Genomic DNA, 17,850 nt, shown 5'->3' on the forward strand with positions numbered 1-17,850 from the left:
GCGGACCGTGAAGTGGGAAAACCCCGGGCCGAGTTGACGCGGTCGCTGTAGCCTCCACCGATGACGTCCTCCACCGAGCCCGCGCCGACGCCGTCCGCTCCCGACGCCGAGTGCCTCACGCTCACCCGGCAGCTGCGGCGCCGGGGCACCGTCGTGCTGTCCGTGTTCGCCCTGGCCTGGGCCTTCGCGGGCGCCTCCGGCACCGGCACGGCGACGGACGCGGTGCCGGTGGCCGTCGAGGCGGCGGCGCTCGCGATCACGGCGGCCGCCCTGTACCTGGGCCTCCGCAAGGACGCCCGGCCGTCGCCCCGCACGGTGGACCTGCCGGCGAACTGGGCCCGCGGGGTGGGCCTCGTGAACGGCGTCGAGCTGCTGGCGATCGTCGCCGTGATCGCCGCGGCCAACGCCTCCGGACACCCGGAGTACATCCCGGCCGGCATCGCGCTCGTCGTGGGCCTGCACTTCTTCCCGCTCGCCCGGCTGTACGACCAGGGGCAGTACCGGTGGACGGGCGCGCTGCTCACGGCCGTGGCCGTCCTCGGCGCCGTGCTGGTCCTGGCGGGCGTGTCCGCCGAGACCGTACGGGCCGTGGTGGGTCTCGCCTGCGCGGCCGTCCTCTGGGCCTCAGCCTGTCACCTGGCCGTACGCGGCTGAGCCACCCGGCCGAACCGGGCGGGAGGGGAACACCGGGCGGAACCGCTCCGGGAAACGCCTACCCTTGTTGCCATGACCAGCAGCAGTGACCGGAGCCCCGCCGTGGACGTTCTCTCGACCAGGACCTACGAGATTCGCACCTACGGGTGTCAGATGAACGTCCACGACTCCGAGCGCCTCGCCGGGCTGCTGGAGGACGCCGGGTACGTCCGCGCCCCCGAGGGCTCCGACGGCGACGCCGACGTCGTCGTGTTCAACACCTGCGCCGTCCGCGAGAACGCCGACAACAAGCTGTACGGCAACCTGGGCCACCTCGCGCCGAAGAAGGCGAGCCGCCCCGGCATGCAGATCGCGGTCGGCGGCTGCCTCGCGCAGAAGGACCGCGACACCATCGTCAAGCGCGCCCCCTGGGTGGACGTCGTCTTCGGCACGCACAACATCGGCAAGCTGCCGGTGCTGCTGGAGCGCGCCCGCGTCCAGGAGGAGGCGCAGGTCGAGATCGCCGAGTCGCTGGAGGCGTTCCCCTCCACGCTGCCCACCCGCCGCGAGAGCGCCTACGCGGCCTGGGTGTCGATCTCCGTCGGCTGCAACAACACCTGCACCTTCTGCATCGTCCCCGCCCTGCGCGGCAAGGAGAAGGACCGCCGCCCCGGCGACATCCTCGCGGAGATCGAGGCGCTGGTCGCCGAGGGCGTCTCCGAGATCACCCTGCTCGGCCAGAACGTCAACGCGTACGGGTCCGACATCGGCGACCGCGAGGCGTTCAGCAAGCTGCTGCGCGCCTGCGGGAAGATCGACGGCCTGGAGCGGGTCCGCTTCACCTCCCCGCACCCCCGCGACTTCACCGACGACGTCATCGCCGCCATGGCCGAGACGCCCAACGTGATGCCGCAGCTCCACATGCCCCTGCAGTCCGGCTCCGACCCGATCCTCAAGGCGATGCGCCGCTCCTACCGCCAGGAGCGCTTCCTCGGGATCATCGAGAAGGTCCGCGCCGCCATCCCGCACGCGGCGATCAGCACCGACATCATCGTGGGCTTCCCCGGCGAGACCGAGGAGGACTTCCAGCAGACGCTGCACGTCGTCCGCGAGGCCCGTTTCGCGCAGGCGTTCACCTTCCAGTACTCCAAGCGGCCCGGCACCCCGGCCGCCGAGATGGACGGGCAGATCCCCAAGAAGGTCGTCCAGGAGCGCTACGAGCGTCTTGTCGCCCTGCAGGAGGAGATCTCCTGGGAGGAGAACAAGAAGCAGGTCGGCCGCACGCTGGAGCTGATGGTCGCCGAGGGCGAGGGCCGCAAGGACGACACCACCCACCGCCTCTCCGGCCGCGCCCCCGACAACCGCCTGGTGCACTTCACCAAGCCCGACCAGGAGGTCCGCCCCGGTGACGTCGTCACCGTCGAGGTGACCTACGCGGCCCCGCATCACCTTCTCGCCGAGGGCCCCGTCCTCGACGTGCGCCGCACCCGCGCGGGCGACGCCTGGGAGAAGCGCACGGCGGAGAAGGCGGCCAAGCCCGCGGGCGTGCTGCTCGGCCTGCCCAAGGTGGGCGTGCCCGAGCCGCTCCCGGCGGTCAGCGGCGGCTGCGCGGTCGACTGACCCGACAGCATCGGACCCGCCCCGACGGGCGGGTCCGTACGGCCGCAGTAGGCTGCTGATCATGCTTGTCGCCGCCGCAGCCTGCCCCTGCCCGCCGCTGCTCGTGCCCGAGGTCGCCGTCGGCGCCGCCCCGGAGCTGGACGCGGCGCGCGCCGCCTGCACGGACGCGCTCGGCGTGCTCGCCGCCTCCCGTCCCGACCTGCTGGTCGTCGTGGGCCCGGACGACTGCGCCGGGACGCATGCCTACCCGGCGGGCACCCCGGGCTCCTTCCGCGGCTTCGGCGTCGACCTGGACGTACGGCTGGGGGAGGGCGACGGGGACGGCGACGGCGCGGAGCTCCCTTACGGGCTGGCCGTGGGCGCCTGGCTGCTGCAGCGGACCGGGTGGGCCGACGCCTCCGTCGAGGGGCGGGGCGTGGGGGAGACCCTCGCGCCCGACGCGTGCCTCGCGGAGGGGCGGCGGCTCGCCGGGCGGGCGGACAGGGTGGCGCTCCTGGTGATGGGCGACGCCAGCGCCTGCCGCACCCTGAAGGCGCCCGGCTACCTCGACGAACGCGCCGCGCCCTACGACGCGGAGGTCGCCCGCGCGCTCGGCTCGGCCGACACGGCCGCCCTGCGCGCGCTGGACCCCGGACTGGCGCACGACCTGAAGGTGTCCGGCCGGGCGCCCTGGCAGGTGCTGGCGGGAGCGGCCGAGGGCGGCGCCGGTCTGTCGGGCGCGCTGCTGCACGAGGACGCTCCCTACGGCGTCGGGTACATCGTCGCCACTTGGTCGTAGGCGCGTACACGTGACCGAACGGCGGACGGCCGGGGCGTGATGCCCCGGCCGTCCGCCGTTCGTGCCGCTCAGGAGGCGGGGGGCGGTCCGGCCGGCGGCGTGGTGCCGCCCGCGTCCGGACCGGAGTCGTGCTTGTGCGCGAAGCGGTCCACGGCCTCCTTGGCCTTTCCCGTACCCGACTGGATCTTGTCGCTGTACTTGCCCTTGGTGCTCCGGTCGACGGTGTGCGCCGCCTTCTCCAGACCGTGCTGGATCTTGTCCTCGTGCTGCTGCGCGAGGCCGGAGACCTTGTCCTTGGCAGGGCCGAGCTTGGCCTTCAGATTGTCCAGGAGACCCATGATGTACCTTCCCTCGCGGCACGCTTACGTGCGGGCGCTGTCGCCGGCCTCGGTGTCGGCGGCCTTGCCGGACTGCTGCTTCGGGATGTCGACGCTCTCTGTGACGCCGGCCTCGTCGGACTCCTTCACCGGAGTCTCGGAAGCCGCCTTCGCCTCGTCGGCGACGGCCTCGGACTCAGGCGTCGCCGCCGTGTCGTCCGTACCGGTCCCCGTCTTCTCCCCGTCGCTCCGGGCCTCGGCCGCCGCTGTCTCTCCCGTGGTCTTCGACCTCCGAAAAAGTCGTGCAAAAACGCCCATATTCACTCCATACGTTACTCGTGCGGGCGAAATTCCGCGTAGCCCGGCGTGTCCATCCGTGTGAGCCGGGCGAGCGCCACCGTGATCCGGCGGCAGGAACCTCGAACGGGCAACGACCCGGCGGACCCCGCGTCACGTAACCCGTTCGAGAGCGGCCTGTGAGGTTTGGGAGACTGGATCGGTGAGCAGCGCACCCCACGCCCCCCGCGTCATCGCCGTCGTCGGCCCCACAGCGGCCGGAAAGTCCGATCTGGGTGTTTTTCTCGCCCAGCGGCTGGGCGGGGAGGTCGTCAACGCCGACTCCATGCAGCTCTACCGGGGGATGGACATCGGCACCGCCAAGCTGACGCCCGAGGAGCGCGGCGGCGTCCCGCACCACCTGCTCGACGTCTGGGACGTCACCGAGACCGCCTCCGTAGCCGAGTACCAGCGGATGGCCCGCGCGCGGATCGACGCGCTGCTCGCCGAGGGACGCTGGCCCATCCTGGTCGGCGGCTCCGGCCTGTACGTCCGCGGGGCCGTCGACAACCTGGAGTTCCCCGGCACCGACCCGGAGGTCCGGGCGCGCCTGGAGGAGGAGCTGGCGCTGCGTGGCCCCGGCGCGCTGCACGCCCGGCTCGCCGCGGCCGACCCCGACGCCGCCCGCGCCATCCTGCCCAGCAACGGCCGCCGCATCGTCCGCGCGCTGGAGGTCATCGAGATCACCGGGCGGCCCTTCACCGCCAACCTCCCCGGCCACGACTCCGTCTACGACACGCTCCAGATCGGCGTCGACGTGGCCCGCCCCGAACTCGACGAGCGCATCGCCCGCCGGGTCGACCGGATGTGGGAGGCCGGGCTGGTCGAAGAAGTGCGCGCACTCGAGGCGCAGGGGTTGCGCGAGGGGCGTACGGCGTCGCGCGCCCTCGGCTACCAGCAGGTGCTCGCCGCACTTGCCGGCGAGTGCACCCTGGAGGAGGCACGGGCCGAGACCGTCCGTGCCACCAAGCGCTTCGCGCGCCGTCAGGATTCGTGGTTCAGGCGCGATCCGCGGGTGCACTGGTTGAGTGGGGCCGCGGCGGACCTCCGGGAACTTCCGCAGCTCGCGATGGCGTTGGTCGAACGACCGGTTACAGCCTGATCACGTCCTGGCATCGGGACGCCCAGGCCGTCATCCGGGCCTGTGACACCGTGCCATCATCAAGCTTCGATCGACCAGTGGAGTCCTAAGTTGGGAGGGCGCGTGGCGATGGAGGCCGGCCCTCGCGACACCGCACACAGCACCGAGCATCTCGCCGCCGAGCGGGAAGCCCCGGAGCCGGAGAGCGGGCGTCTCAGCCCTGACGGCCCCGAGGAGACGCAGGGCGGTGTGACCGACGACGGTCCCGAGCCGGAGGAGATGTTCACCGGCGGGGACGAGGTCGAGGTCGAGCTGCGCCCGCAGCGCCGGCTGCGCGTCTGGCAGCTCGCCCCGATCGTCGCCCTCGGCGCGCTCGGCTCCCTGATGTTCGCCTTCCCGCTCGCCTTCGACTTCGGCGACAGCGGCGCGGTGATCGCCATGCTGGGGCTGCTGATCTGCTCCTGCGCGGCGGGCTGGGGCATGATGGCCGCCCGCAAGGTCGGCTACACCTGGCCGGGCCTGACCGCCCGCGGCTCGGGCCGCAAGTCCGACTGGCGCGTGGTGTCCGCGTACGCGGTGATGGTCGCGGCGGTGGTGGCCCTGGCGGTCTGGCGCGTGGCGCGCCTGCGCTGAGGGCCCCCGCTCCGCGAGGGCTGTCTCAACGCCCTCGGCGTTACCGCGCCCCGGCCGACGCGAACCCGCGCCACCGGGCGCCGCCGGCGCCGAGGCCCGTCCACATAGGCCTCGCGGCCCGCGATACCGCGTTCACGGCTGGGCTCGCGCTGAACCCACGGCTCTGAGCCCGACCCGCGCCGACCTCGCGGGGGCGCGGCCCGCCCGTGCCGGGCCTGCCTGTCGACTCACGCCGATCTGGGGCTCTGGCGGCCCGCGGGCGTCCGCCTTCTCTTCGCGACGCCGGCTCGCGTCATGACCCCTGGGGCAGGTCCGCCCGGGGGCCGGCCGCCGCCCCCTGGCGCCGGCCCTCGATGCCGCGCCATGCGGGCCGGCCCGCACTCCCCAGGGCGCAGGCCCGGGACGGTCCTCGCCTCGTCGTCCACAGGTGGCGATGCCGTCCCGCTCCCACCCCGTAGGATCGAGGAATGAGCACGCGGATCGCCTTCCTCAAGGGGCACGGCACGGAGAACGACTTCGTGATCGTGCCCGACCCCGAGAACGCCGTGGAGCTGTCGCCCGCGGCCGTCGCCGCGCTGTGCGACCGGCGCGCGGGGATCGGCGGCGACGGGCTGCTGCACGTCGTGCGGTCCGCGGCGCACCCCGAGGCGCGGTCCATGGCGGACGAGGCCGAGTGGTTCATGGACTACCGCAACGGCGACGGATCCGTCGCCGAGATGTGCGGCAACGGCGTGCGGGTCTTCGCCCGCTACCTCCAGCACGCCGGGCACGTCGGCGAGGGCGACCTCGCGATCGCCACGCGCGGCGGCGTCAAGACCGTGCACATCGCCAAGGACGGCGACATCACCGTCGGCATGGGCCGCGCGGTCCTCCCCGAGGGGGACGTCACCGTGGCCGTCGGCGACCGCAGCTGGCCCGCGCGCAACGTCAACATGGGCAACCCGCACGCCGTGGCCTTCGTCGCCGATCTGGCCGACGCGGGCGGCCTGTTCACCGCGCCCTCCTTCGCCCCGGAAGCCGCCTATCCGGACGGCGTGAACGTGGAGTTCGTCGTCGACCGCGGCCCCCGGCACGTGGCGATGCGGGTGCATGAGCGCGGCGTCGGCGAGACCCGCTCCTGCGGCACCGGCGCGTGCGCCGTCGCCGTGGCCGCCGCCCGCCGCGACGGCGTCGACCCGCGCCACACCGGCCTGCCGGTGACGTACACGGTGGACCTGCCCGGCGGCACACTCGTGATCACCGAACAGCCGGACGGCAGCATCGAGATGACCGGTCCCGCGGTCATCGTCGCCGAGGGCGCGATCGAGGCCGAGTGGCTGGAGAACGCCCTCGGCTGAATGGGGCGCCACATGATCTCCCGCCGTCCGGCCCTCGCCGCCGTCGATCCGCAGGACACAGCGGGTGGAAGGCTTCGGGATCATGGCTCACCGGCCACCCGATGGCGTGAAAACGACCGTGAACGGCCCGTCGCTCTTTGGAGTGATCCGTTTCACGGTCGGCCGGAGGCGGCCGGTCCGACCCCCCGCGGCTGGATAGCATCAGGCACCGGCCCGGACGGGGGATCAACGCCGTCTCCCAGGCCCGAGTCCGCCCTGGGGCGCCGTCCGCCGGATCCACGCAGCCGGAGGTGCTCATGAACGCGGAGGCCGCGAAACCTGCGACCCCTGGCCCGCTCGCACCGGGCCACGTCACACCGGCCGGGACGCGCCGCAAGTCCCGCCCCCGGCTCGACCTGCGCCGGCTGGGCCGCGCCGCCCTGCTGGGACCGTCCTCCGCCCGCGACCGGCTGCCCGACGCCATCGGCCACGTCGTCGAGGCGCACCGCGCCCATCACCCCGACGCCGACCTCGAACCGCTGCGCCGCGCCTACGTGCTCGCGGAGTCCTCGCACCGCGGCCAGATGCGCAAGAGCGGCGAGCCGTACATCACCCACCCGCTCGCCGTCACCCTCATCCTGGCCGAACTCGGCGCCGAGACCACCACGTTGACCGCCTCCCTGCTGCACGACACGGTCGAGGACACCGACGTCACGCTCGACCAGGTGGGCGAGGAGTTCGGCGAGGAGGTGCGGTATCTCGTCGACGGCGTCACCAAGTTGGAGAAGGTCGACTACGGCGCCGCCGCCGAGCCCGAGACCTTCCGCAAGATGCTCGTCGCCACCGGCAACGACGTCCGCGTGATGTCGATCAAACTCGCCGACCGGCTGCACAACATGCGCACCCTCGGCGTGATGCGCCCCGCCAAGCAGGAACGCATCGCCAAGGTGACACGTGACGTGCTCATCCCGCTGGCCGAACGCCTCGGCGTCCAGGCGCTCAAGACCGAGCTGGAGGACCTGGTCTTCGCGATCCTCCACCGCGAGGAGTACGAGAAGACCCGCGAGCTGATCGTCAACAACGCCGCCCGCGAGGACGACCCGCTCGCCGACGTCGCCGACGACGTCCGCAAGGTGCTCCGGGAGGCCGACATCCCGGCCGAAGTCCTCATCCGGCCGCGGCACTTCGTCTCCGTGCACCGCGTCTCCCGCAAACGCGGCCCGCTGCGCGGCGCCGACTTCGGCCGGCTGCTGGTGCTGGTGAACGAGGACGCCGACTGCTACGCCGTGCTGGGCGAGCTGCACACCTGTATGACGCCGGTGGTCTCCGAGTTCAAGGACTTCATCGCCGTCCCCAAGTTCAACCTGTACCAGTCGCTGCACACCGCCGTGGCGGGCGACGACGGCCAGGTCGTCGAAGTCCTCATCCGCACCCACCAGATGCACAAGGTCGCCGAGGCCGGCGTCGTCGCCCTCGGCAACCCCTACGCCGCCCCGCCGGAGGAGCAGTCCGCGGGCGACGGCGAGCGCGTCGACCCGACCCGCCCCGGCTGGCTGTCCCGGCTGCTCGAATGGCAGCAGGCCGCGCCCGACCCCGACACCTTCTGGTCCACCCTCCGCGAGGACCTCGCCCAGGACCGGGAGATCACGGTCTTCCGTCCCGACGGCGGCACCCTCGGCCTGCCCGAGGGCGCGACCTGCGTGGACGCCGCCTATGCGCAGTACGGCGAGGACGCGCACGCCTGTATCGGCGCCCGGGTCAACGGGCGGCTCGCCACGCTCAGCACCGTGCTCAAGGACGGGGACACCGTCCAGCTCCTCATGGACCAGGACGCGGCCTCCGCGCCGTCCCGCGAGTGGCTGGACCACGCGACCACCCCTGCGGCCCGCATCGCCATCCAGCGCTGGCTCGCCGCCCACCCCACCGCCGAGGACGCCGACACGCGCTCCCTGGCCGACGACGTCGAGACCCCCCGGCCGGCCGGGACGGAGGCCCCTCAGCCCTCCGGCGCCTACGCCCCGGACCCCGGGCGTCCCGCGGCCGCGCAGGTGCTGGTCGACCGGGACGGCGCGACCGTACGGCTGGCCGGCTGCTGTACGCCCGTACCGCCCGACGAGGTCACCGGATTCGCGGTGCGCGGGGGAGCGGTCACCGTGCACCGGACGGAGTGTCCGGCGGTGGCGCGGATGAAGAGCGCGGGGCGCACGGAGGTCGGCGTGCGCTGGGGCGAGGGCGCCGAGTGCCGGGTCACGCTGGTGGCGGAGTCGTTCGTCCGGCCGCACCTCCTGGCGGACCTCACCGAGGCGATGGCCACCGAGGGCGCCGAGATCGTCTCCGCCACCGTCGAACCGCCGGAACGGCAGCAGGTGCGCCACACCTACACCGTGCAGCTCCCGGACGCCGCCCAGTTGCCCGCCCTGATGCGCGCCATGCGCAATGTGGCGGGCGTGTACGACGTGAGCCGGGCGCAGCCGCAGGCGCAGGGCGGCTGAGGACGCCCCTCGGACCCGGCGCCCCCGGTCACGGCACCCGGCGCACACACCCCTGCGGTGTGATTACCCGATCGGGTGGGTCGGGAGCGCGCCGCCGCAGCCGTGCCCGCCCGCGCTGATAGCCGTGAGGCATGCCGCTCACCTCCCGGAACCCAGCGCTCCTCACCTCCCGTCGCCCCACCGCGCGGACCCCCCGACGCCCGGCGACCCGCGTCCGCCGCCGCACCGCCCAGGCCCTGCTCGCCTCCGCCGTCGGCGTCTGCCTGGTCGCCGCCGGCACTCCCGCCGAGCCGCTCGGCATCGGCGACCCCCTCTTCCCGCACCTCGGCAATCCCGGTTACGACGTGCAGGCGTACCACCTGGACCTCACCTATCCCGGCAGCAACGACCGGCCGCTCGAGGCCGTCACCACCGTCGACGCCCGGGTCACCGCCGAGCTGGACCGGATCAACCTCGACTTCGCCCACGGCCAGGTGCACTCCGTCGAGGTCGACGGCGAACCGGCCGTCTTCACCGGCACGGGCGAGGACCTGGTGATCACCCCCGACGACGACCTCGACCCGGGCGACTCCGTGCGCATCACCGTCCGGCACACCAGCGACCCCCGGCCCGCCGACCGTGAGGGCGGCTGGGTGCGCACCGCCGACGGCCTCGCCCTCGCCAACCAGGCCGACGCCGCCCACCTGGTGTTCCCGTGCAACGACCACCCCTCCGACAAGGCGATGTTCAGCTTCCGGATCACCGTCCCGGAGGGCTACACCGCCGTCGCCAACGGCCTCCCCACCGCCGTCGACCGCGCACCCGGCGCCACCACCTGGAGCTACCGCACCCGCAACCCCATGGCCACCGAACTCGCCCAGGTGTCCGTCGGCCGCTCCACCGTCCTGCACCGCGCGGGACCCCACGACCTGCCCCTGCGGGACGTCGTCCCCACCGAGCACCGCACCGCCCTCGAACCCTGGCTGGCGAAGACCCCGGCGCAGATCTCCTGGATGGAGGAGCGGGTCGGCCGCTACCCCTTCGCCACCTACGGTCTGCTGCTCGCCGACGCCTCCACCGGCTTCGCCCTGGAGACCCAGACGCTCTCCCTCTTCGAACGCGACCTGTTCACCGACCCCGCCCTGCCCGCCTGGTACGTCGAGTCGATCATGGTGCACGAGCTGGCCCACCAGTGGTTCGGCGACAGCGTCAGCCCCCGCACCTGGGCCGACCTGTGGCTCAACGAGGGCCACGCCACCTGGTACGAGGCGCTGTACGCCGAGAAGCGCGGCGGCAGGACCCTGGAAGCACGGATGCGCGCCGCGTACGAGTCCTCCGACGGCTGGCGCGCCGCCGGAGGAACGCCCGCCGCGCCGAAGCCGCCCGAGCCGGGCAAGAAGATCGGCATCTTCCGCCCGGGCGTCTACGGCGGCGCCGCACTGGTGCTCTACGCCCTGCGCCAGGAGATCGGGCAGGAGGCGTTCGACCGGCTGGAGCGCGCCTGGGTCGTCCGGCACCGTGACTCCAACGCCTCCACCGCCGACTTCGTCCGCCTCGCCTCCGAGACCGCGGGACGCGACCTCACCGGCTTCCTCCACGCCTGGCTGTACGACGACACCACCCCGCCGATGCCCGGCCACCCCGACTGGCGGTCGTCGAAGCGCGCCGTGACGGAGGAGCCCGGCCCGCACGGGCATCCCGCGCATCGGCCCGACGCGGGCGGGGAATAACACGGTGACGAGACGGGCCGTACCGTGCGACCATCGTCGGGTCCGCGCGACAGGGGAAACGGGAATCTCCCGGGGTACCCGGACGTTGTGGACAGTGACGGAAGGCCACTCGGCCGGATCCGTCGCCGCAGACGGCAACCCAACGACGTAAGGACCCAATGACCTCCTCTTCTTCCCCTTCCCAGGACACCAAGCGCTTCGCGCACAGCCATGCCGAGGGTCTTCGGGCCGATGCCCTGATGGAAGAGGACGTCGCCTGGAGCCTCGAGATCGACGGAGAGCGGGACGGCGACCAGTTCGACCGCTCCGAGCGCGCGGCCCTGCGCCGTGTCGCCGGCCTCTCCACCGAGCTCGAGGACGTCACCGAGGTCGAGTACCGGCAGCTCCGCCTGGAGCGCGTCGTGCTCGTCGGGGTGTGGACCTCGGGCACCGCGCAGGACGCAGAGAACTCCCTCGCGGAGCTCGCCGCCCTCGCCGAGACGGCGGGCGCCCTCGTCCTCGACGGCGTGATCCAGCGCCGGGACAAGCCGGACGCGGCGACCTACATCGGCTCCGGCAAGGCCGAGGAGCTGCGCGACATCGTGCTCGAGTCGGGCGCCGACACCGTCATCTGCGACGGTGAGCTCAGCCCCGGCCAGCTCATCCACCTCGAGGACGTCGTCAAGGTCAAGGTCATCGACCGCACGGCCCTGATCCTCGACATCTTCGCCCAGCACGCCAAGTCCCGAGAGGGCAAGGCGCAGGTAGCGCTCGCGCAGATGCAGTACATGCTGCCGCGGCTGCGCGGCTGGGGTCAGTCGCTGTCCCGGCAGATGGGCGGCGGCAAGGGCGGCGGCCTCGCCACCCGTGGTCCCGGTGAGACCAAGATCGAGACGGACCGGCGACGGATCCGCGAGAAGATGGCGAAGATGCGCCGGGAGATCGCGGAGATGAAGACCGGCCGCGAGATCAAGCGCCAGGAGCGCAAGCGCAACAAGGTGCCGTCCGTCGCCATCGCCGGCTACACCAACGCGGGCAAGTCCTCGCTGCTCAACCGGCTCACCGGCGCGGGCGTGCTGGTGGAGAACGCCCTGTTCGCCACCCTCGACCCGACCGTGCGCCGGGCCGAGACCCCGAGCGGCCGGCTGTACACGCTGGCCGACACCGTCGGCTTCGTCCGGCACCTGCCGCACCACCTGGTCGAGGCGTTCCGCTCCACCATGGAGGAGGTCGGCGACTCCGACCTGATCCTCCACGTGGTGGACGGCTCGCACCCGAACCCGGAGGAGCAGCTCGCCGCCGTGCGCGAGGTGATCCGGGACGTCGGCGCCACCGGCGTGCCCGAGATCGTCGTGATCAACAAGGCGGACGCGGCGGACCCGCTCACCCTGCAGCGGCTGCTGCGGGTGGAGCCGCACTCCATCGCCGTCTCGGCCCGCACCGGCCGGGGCATCCCGGAGCTGCTCGCCCTGATCGACAGCGAGCTGCCCCGCCCGTCGGTGGAGATCGAGGCCCTCGTGCCGTACACCCACGGCAAGCTGGTCGCCCGCGCCCACGACGAGGGCGAAGTGATCTCCGAGGAGCACACCCCGGAGGGCACCCTGCTCAAGGTGCGGGTGCACGAGGAGCTGGCGGCGGAGTTCGCGCCGTACGTTCCGACCCCGGCCGGCTGACCCGGACCGCGGACCACGACGAGGGCCCGCCCCCTGCCGAGTGCAGGGGGCGGGCCCTCGTCGTGTGCGGCTCAGCGGCCGCCGTAGGTCCTGCTCATGTTCTGGTACAGCGCCTCGGCCCCCGCGCCGAGCCGCGGGCCCGCGAGCCAGGTGTGGTCCAGCGGGCCGATCGAGGTGTTCGACACCAGCACCGTCTCACCGTTCACCACCCGGAACCAGCCGCCGCCGGACGAGCCGCCGGTCATCGTGCACCCGATGCGGTACATGTCCGGCAGGTTCGGGGCGAGCGAGAAGCGGCCCGGGGCGTCCAGGCACTTGAACATCCGCAGCCCGTTGTACGGCGGCGCCGCCGGGTAGCCCCAGGCGCCCATCGTGCCCGCCTGGGCCGCGTCCGGGTCGGAGAAGTCGACGTCGAGCGCGGCGCCGACGGTCTCCTCCAGGGACTTCGCGCCCTGCTCCGGCTGCACGTGCAGCACGGCGTAGTCGTACGCCGCCCCGTCGCCGCCGCTCTCCGAGCCGCCCTGGATCCAGCCGTTGGACGTCGACGCCCAGTCCGCCCACCAGTTGCCGTACGGGGCGATCTCCGCCGGGTCCGCGCCGCTCAGCTCGGCCTCGGAGCGGCCATGGTCGTTGTAGGCCGGGACGAAGACGATGTTGCGGTACCAGCCGCCGTCCGCGCCCGCGTGGACACAGTGCCCGGCGGTCCACACGAGGTTGGACTTCCCCGGGTGGTTGACGTCCTTGACCACCGTGCCGGAGCAGACGGCCGAGCCCTCGGGGGTGTCGAAGAACACCTTCCCGACCGGGGCCGCGTTCTCGTGGTACGGCGTCTTCTCCGCCTGCGCGGTCACCGGCGTCGGCTCAGGGTCGCTCAGCCCCTGGGCCGCGGAGGCGTCCTTCGTGGTGACCGTCTTCTCGGCCTCCTCGGCGTCCTGCATCCGCTCGGGCTTCCAGAGGCCCTCGATGACCGGGTTGACGAAGTCCCGCGCCTCGCGCAGCCACTCGTCCCGGTCCCAGTCCTTCCAGCCGCCGTCGCGCCAGTCGTCCACGTCGATGCCGTGGTCCTTCAACCGGTCGGCGAGGTCGGCCGGGACGCGGAGCCCGCCGCCCGCGTCGTCACCGGCTCCGGCCGTGCTCGCCGAGGCGTCGGGCCGGTCGGTCGCCTTGTCCTCCGTGGACCCGCGCCGCAGGCGGTCGCGGTGAGCGCCAGCGCGGCGAGCAGCGCGCTCGCGGCGAGGGCGGTCCGCCGTCCGCGCCGGCGCGGGACGGTCGGGGAGAGGGAACGCATGCTGTGGTGACCCCCGTCACTACTCAGAATTCGTGTGCCGCTGCGTCGGTGTTCCGTCGTCCGCCCCGGGCGCGCGGCGCCACCCGGGGCGGACGGTCCGGTCACTGACCGGCGAACTTCCCACTGACCGCGTCGTAGACGCCCTTGGCCTCCCTGCCGAGCCGCGGCCCGGCCAGCCAGCCGGTCGTCACCGGGCCGATGGAGGTGTTGGAGACCAGTGCGGGCTTGCCGTCCTGGCCGGCCGCGATCCAGCCGCCGCCGGAGGAACCGGCGGTCATGCTGCAGCCGATGCGGTACATCGTCGGGTCGGACGCGCTCAGCGAAAGCCGGCCCGGCTTGTCCTCGCAGGAGTACAGGGACTGTCCGTCGTACGGGGGCGCGGCCGGGTAGCCGATCGCCTCCATCTCCTTGATCTTCGGCACGGCGGGCGCGTTGAAGTCGACCGGCATCGCCGCACCGACCGTCTCCTCCAGCGACGTGCCGTCGCCGCCCTTCTCCGGGGTCACATGGATGACGGCGAAGTCGTACGAGGCGCCGTCACCGCCCGTCGCTCCGCCCTGCTCGATCCACTGGTCCGAGGTCTGCGCCCAGTCGCCCCACCAGACGCCGTACGGAGCGACCTCCTCCTTGGTGGCCCCGCCGATCTCCTTCGCCGACATGCCCGAGTCGTTGTACGACGGCACGAAGGCGATGTTGCGGTACCAGCCGCCCTTCTTGCCCGCGTGCACGCAGTGGCCCGCCGTCCACACCATGTTGGACTTGCCCGGGTTGGCCGGGTCCTCCACCACCGTCGCGGAGCAGACCATCGTGCCCTCGGGGGAGTCGAAGAAGACCTTCCCCGCGGTGGGCGCGTTCTCGTGGTACGACGGCGGCACGGCCTTCGCCTGCACCGGGTCCGGCGTGGGGTCGGTGACGCCCTGGTCGCCGGAGATGTCGTTCTCGTCGACCTCCGGCTGGTCGGGCTCGTCGGCCTCACGCATGCGGTCCGGGTCCCACAGGTCCTCGATGATCGGGTTGACGAAGTCCTGCGCCTCACGCAGCCACTTGTCCTTGTCCCAGTTCTTCCAGGCGCCGTCCCGCCACTTGTCGAGGTCGATCCCGTGCTCCTTGAGCCGGTCCGCGATGTCGTCCGGGATCTTGAGCTTGCCGTCGTCGGCCTCGGCCGTCGCCGAGGTGTCCGCGCTCGCGTCGGTGTCGCCCGACTCGCACGCGGTGGCGGTCAGGGCCAGCGCGGAGGCGAGGGCAACTGCCGCCAGCACGGGGGGCGTTCTGCGTGACCGCCTCCTCACGCGGCGAGCGGCGGACGACGGCCGTATGGATCGCATGATCTGAACTCCCCCTGAAATGAACGGTGGTGGTACGACGCCCGTCGTCACATCCGACCCGGACGAGTCGTTGGGCTGCTCCGACGGTTTGGGACAACGGCACCACACACTAGGCGTTCGCCGTGGGGGCCGTCCGACGGAACGGCAACGGTTCGGCTACAAGGCGTCTGACCTGGCCGGTCGTGTGCGGATCTCGTGGAGCGGGGGCGTGGGGCGCGGTGCGTGGTAGGGGTGGCGGTCCATGCGCGCGCCGCGCGCGGGGGTGGTGCTCCGGGCGCCGGGCCGCGCTTCGGGCGCGGGGCGCCGGCCGCCTCCGCGGCTCTCCGTGTGCGCGCACGATTGTCGGTGGGGGGCCGTAGGGTTGGTCGGGCTATGACTCAGCCCTCACTCCCCGAACTCCTGCATGCTGCCGTCACCGCTGTCGGCGGCACGGAGCGCCCCGGTCAGGTGGCCATGGCCGAAGCCGTCGCCGAGGCGATCGACGACGGCGCCCATCTGCTCGTCCAGGCCGGCACCGGCACCGGCAAGTCCCTGGGCTACCTGGTGCCCGCGCTCGCGCACGGGGAGCGGGTCGTCGTGGCGACGGCGACCCTGGCGCTCCAGCGGCAGCTCGTCGAGCGGGACCTGCCGCGCACGGTGGAGGCGCTGCATCCGCTGCTGCGCCGCCGCCCGGAGTTCGCGATGCTCAAGGGCCGGTCGAACTACCTGTGCCTGCACCGGCTGCACGAGGGCGTCCCGCAGGACGAGGAGGAGGGCCTCTTCGACCAGTTCGAGGCGGCCGCGCCCACCAGCAAGCTGGGCCAGGACCTGCTGCGGCTGCGCGACTGGTCGGACGAGACGGAGACCGGCGACCGCGACGACCTCACGCCCGGCGTGTCCGACCGGGCCTGGTCGCAGGTGTCGGTGTCCTCGCGGGAGTGCCTGGGCGCGACGAAGTGCGCGTACGGCGCGGAGTGCTTCGCCGAGGCGGCCCGCGAGCGCGCCAAGCTGGCCGAGGTGATCGTCACCAACCACGCGCTGCTCGCCATCGACGCCATCGAGGGCGCCCCGGTGCTGCCGCAGCACGAGGTGCTGATCGTGGACGAGGCGCACGAGCTGGTCTCCCGGGTGACCGGGGTGGCCACCGGCGAGCTCACCCCGGGGCAGGTGAACCGGGCGGTGCGGCGCGCGGCGAAGCTGGTGAACGAGAAGGCGGCCGACCAGCTGCAGACGGCCGCCGAGGGCTTCGAGCGGCTGATGGAGCTGGCCCTGCCGGGCCGGCTGGAGGAGATCCCGGAGGACCTCGGGTACGCGCTGATGGCGCTGCGTGACGCGTGCCGCACGGTGATCTCCGCGATCGGCTCCACCCGCGACAAGTCGGTCCAGGACGAGGACGCGGTCCGCAAGCAGGCACTGGCCTCCGTGGAGAGCGTCCACGACGTGGCGGAGCGGATCACCAACGGTTCCGAGTGGGACGTCGTCTGGTACGAGCGGCACGACCGCTTCGGGGCCTCGCTGCGGGTCGCGCCCATGTCGGTCTCGGGGCTGCTGCGGGAGAAGCTGTTCACCGACCGCTCGGTCGTGCTGACGTCGGCCACGCTGAAGCTGGGCGGCGACTTCAACGGCGTGGGTGCGTCGCTGGGGCTGGGCCCCGAGGGCGCGGAGGGGGACGACCTCCCGCAGTGGAAGGGCGTGGACGTCGGCTCGCCGTTCGACTACCCCCGGCAGGGCATCCTGTACGTCGCCAAGCACCTGGCCCGGCCTGCCCGGGACGGGGACCGCAAGGACATGCTCGACGAGCTCACGGAGCTGATCCAGGCCGCCGGCGGCCGCACGCTGGGGCTGTTCTCGTCGATGCGGGCGGCCCAGCTCGCGGCGGAGGAACTGCGCTCGCGGATCCCGGAGTACCCGATCCTCCTCCAGGGCGAGGAGACGCTCGGCGAGCTGATCAAGAACTTCGCGGCGGACCCGCGGACGTGCCTCTTCGGCACGTTGTCGCTGTGGCAGGGCGTGGACGTCCCCGGGCCCAGCTGCCAGCTGGTGGTCATGGACAAGATCCCGTTCCCGCGTCCCGACGACCCCCTGATGAGCGCGCGCCAGAAGGCCGTCGAGGAGGCCGGCGGCAACGGCTTCATGGCGGTCGCGGCGACGCACGCGGCACTGCTGATGGCGCAGGGAGCGGGTCGCCTGGTCCGCGCCTCGGGCGACCGGGGAGTGGTGGCGGTCCTGGATCCCCGCCTGGCGACGGCGCGCTACGGCAGCTACTTGAAGGCATCGATGCCGGACTTCTGGTACACGACGGACCGGAATCAAGTCCGCAAGTCCCTTGCGGCTATCGACGCGGCGGCCAAGCAAGCGGAGTAGGAACGGGGGCCTGGGCGCCCTGGTGCCCCGCCCGGGTGGGGTGGAGTCTCGCGGCCCCTGGGAGGCTGGAGAAACGGCCGCAGAGAGCCGCACACGCGCTCTTGCCCGCAGCGGGGCGGGGCCGGCCTGCGGCTCGGCGCCGGTGGAAGGGTGGGCGCCTACGCCCCGGGAGGGCGAAGGCGTGGCCCGCGGGAGCCCGCCGGGCTGAGCCCCTCCCGTCGGAACCGGTCCGGTCCGCGGCCGGCTGCCGCAACGCCGCGCACGCGAAAACGCCGCGCACGCGAAGTTGCGGGACGAAGCCGCCCTGCCCGGCGCATGTGGCCACGG

The 17,850-nt window shown here is 73.0% G+C and carries 13 protein-coding genes and 1 pseudogene; 10 read left to right on the forward strand and 4 right to left on the reverse strand.

The features are described from left to right. The first annotated feature begins 60 nt into the window (after positions 1–60). From AY578_RS24650 to AY578_RS24660, 3 genes are all read left to right on the forward strand, one after another. A complete protein-coding gene (locus AY578_RS24650; RefSeq protein WP_258905522.1) occupies positions 61–654 on the forward strand; it encodes a DUF7010 family protein in 594 nt (197 codons plus the stop codon). A gap of 72 nt (positions 655–726) precedes the next feature. Then, the gene (gene miaB, locus AY578_RS24655) at positions 727–2,253 is read left to right on the forward strand and encodes a tRNA (N6-isopentenyl adenosine(37)-C2)-methylthiotransferase MiaB (protein ID WP_028960148.1); all 1,527 of its coding nucleotides are present in this window, start codon (positions 727–729) and stop codon (positions 2,251–2,253) included. Positions 2,254–2,314: 61 nt separating this feature from the next. Further along, on the forward strand, positions 2,315–3,031 hold the full coding sequence (locus tag AY578_RS24660; RefSeq protein ID WP_258905531.1) for a class III extradiol dioxygenase subunit B-like domain-containing protein: 717 nt from the start codon (positions 2,315–2,317) through the stop codon (positions 3,029–3,031). A 68-nt stretch (positions 3,032–3,099) separates the two neighbouring features. Here the strand turns inward: AY578_RS24660 and AY578_RS24665 are convergent, their stop codons facing one another. Both AY578_RS24665 and AY578_RS24670 read right to left on the reverse strand, forming a co-directional pair. Beyond that, positions 3,100–3,369 carry an antitoxin gene (locus tag AY578_RS24665; protein WP_161232638.1) on the reverse strand — a complete coding sequence of 90 codons (270 nt, stop codon included), beginning with the start codon at positions 3,367–3,369 and terminating at the stop codon, positions 3,100–3,102. 24 nt (positions 3,370–3,393) lie between these two features. Continuing rightward, positions 3,394–3,666, reverse strand: a complete 273-nt coding sequence (locus AY578_RS24670) for a hypothetical protein (protein ID WP_258905532.1) — start codon at positions 3,664–3,666, stop codon at positions 3,394–3,396. A gap of 181 nt (positions 3,667–3,847) precedes the next feature. On the opposite strand from AY578_RS24670, the gene miaA reads away from it, so the two are divergent. The 6 genes from miaA (at position 3,848) to hflX (ending at position 12,567) form a co-directional block, all read left to right on the forward strand. Continuing rightward, the gene (gene miaA / locus AY578_RS24675; protein WP_019526299.1) at positions 3,848–4,786 is read left to right on the forward strand and encodes a tRNA (adenosine(37)-N6)-dimethylallyltransferase MiaA; all 939 of its coding nucleotides are present in this window, start codon (positions 3,848–3,850) and stop codon (positions 4,784–4,786) included. Positions 4,787–4,894: 108 nt separating this feature from the next. After that, positions 4,895–5,398 (forward strand): hypothetical protein, encoded by a 504-nt coding sequence (locus tag AY578_RS24680; RefSeq protein WP_258907499.1) that lies wholly within the window; start codon positions 4,895–4,897, stop codon positions 5,396–5,398. Positions 5,399–5,865: 467 nt separating this feature from the next. Then, a complete protein-coding gene (gene dapF, locus AY578_RS24685; protein WP_019526301.1) occupies positions 5,866–6,735 on the forward strand; it encodes a diaminopimelate epimerase in 870 nt (289 codons plus the stop codon). 296 nt (positions 6,736–7,031) lie between these two features. Continuing rightward, positions 7,032–9,206 (forward strand): RelA/SpoT family protein, encoded by a 2,175-nt coding sequence (locus AY578_RS24690; RefSeq protein WP_258905535.1) that lies wholly within the window; start codon positions 7,032–7,034, stop codon positions 9,204–9,206. 131 nt (positions 9,207–9,337) lie between these two features. Continuing rightward, positions 9,338–10,915 (forward strand): M1 family metallopeptidase, encoded by a 1,578-nt coding sequence (locus AY578_RS24695; RefSeq protein ID WP_258905536.1) that lies wholly within the window; start codon positions 9,338–9,340, stop codon positions 10,913–10,915. Positions 10,916–11,073: 158 nt separating this feature from the next. After that, positions 11,074–12,567, forward strand: coding sequence for a GTPase HflX (hflX, locus tag AY578_RS24700; protein WP_026244042.1), 1,494 nt, complete (start codon positions 11,074–11,076; stop codon positions 12,565–12,567). A 71-nt stretch (positions 12,568–12,638) separates the two neighbouring features. On the opposite strand, the pseudogene AY578_RS24705 reads toward hflX, so the two are convergent. Further along, positions 12,639–13,855 (reverse strand): annotated as a pseudogene (locus AY578_RS24705) (trypsin-like serine peptidase). Positions 13,856–13,956: 101 nt separating this feature from the next. Beyond that, positions 13,957–15,180, reverse strand: a complete 1,224-nt coding sequence (locus tag AY578_RS24710) for a trypsin-like serine peptidase (RefSeq protein ID WP_028960142.1) — start codon at positions 15,178–15,180, stop codon at positions 13,957–13,959. 372 nt (positions 15,181–15,552) lie between these two features. Here AY578_RS24710 and AY578_RS24715 point away from each other — a divergent pair, with 372 nt between their 5' ends. Then, entirely contained in the window at positions 15,553–17,523 is a 1,971-nt protein-coding gene (locus AY578_RS24715) for an ATP-dependent DNA helicase (RefSeq protein WP_026244044.1), read from the forward strand. The last annotated feature ends 327 nt before the right edge of the window (positions 17,524–17,850 follow it).

It is taken from the genome of Streptomyces thermocarboxydus (assembly GCF_024760485.1).
Taxonomy (GTDB): domain Bacteria; phylum Actinomycetota; class Actinomycetes; order Streptomycetales; family Streptomycetaceae; genus Streptomyces; species Streptomyces cellulosae.

What these genes read in the sequence shown, in the direction of transcription:
- AY578_RS24650 (WP_258905522.1), top strand. Translation starts at nt 61, where the DNA reads ATGACGTCCTCCACCGAGCCCGCGCCGACGCCGTCCGCTCCCGACGCC.
- dapF (WP_019526301.1), top strand. Translation starts at nt 5,866, where the DNA reads ATGAGCACGCGGATCGCCTTCCTCAAGGGGCACGGCACGGAGAACGAC.
- miaB (WP_028960148.1), top strand. Translation starts at nt 727, where the DNA reads ATGACCAGCAGCAGTGACCGGAGCCCCGCCGTGGACGTTCTCTCGACC.
- hflX (WP_026244042.1), top strand. Translation starts at nt 11,074, where the DNA reads ATGACCTCCTCTTCTTCCCCTTCCCAGGACACCAAGCGCTTCGCGCAC.
- AY578_RS24710 (WP_028960142.1), bottom strand. Translation starts at nt 15,180, where the DNA reads ATGCGATCCATACGGCCGTCGTCCGCCGCTCGCCGCGTGAGGAGGCGG.
- AY578_RS24680 (WP_258907499.1), top strand. Translation starts at nt 4,895, where the DNA reads ATGGAGGCCGGCCCTCGCGACACCGCACACAGCACCGAGCATCTCGCC.
- AY578_RS24670 (WP_258905532.1), bottom strand. Translation starts at nt 3,666, where the DNA reads ATGGGCGTTTTTGCACGACTTTTTCGGAGGTCGAAGACCACGGGAGAG.
- AY578_RS24665 (WP_161232638.1), bottom strand. Translation starts at nt 3,369, where the DNA reads ATGGGTCTCCTGGACAATCTGAAGGCCAAGCTCGGCCCTGCCAAGGAC.
- AY578_RS24715 (WP_026244044.1), top strand. Translation starts at nt 15,553, where the DNA reads ATGACTCAGCCCTCACTCCCCGAACTCCTGCATGCTGCCGTCACCGCT.
- AY578_RS24690 (WP_258905535.1), top strand. Translation starts at nt 7,032, where the DNA reads ATGAACGCGGAGGCCGCGAAACCTGCGACCCCTGGCCCGCTCGCACCG.
- AY578_RS24660 (WP_258905531.1), top strand. Translation starts at nt 2,315, where the DNA reads ATGCTTGTCGCCGCCGCAGCCTGCCCCTGCCCGCCGCTGCTCGTGCCC.
- AY578_RS24695 (WP_258905536.1), top strand. Translation starts at nt 9,338, where the DNA reads ATGCCGCTCACCTCCCGGAACCCAGCGCTCCTCACCTCCCGTCGCCCC.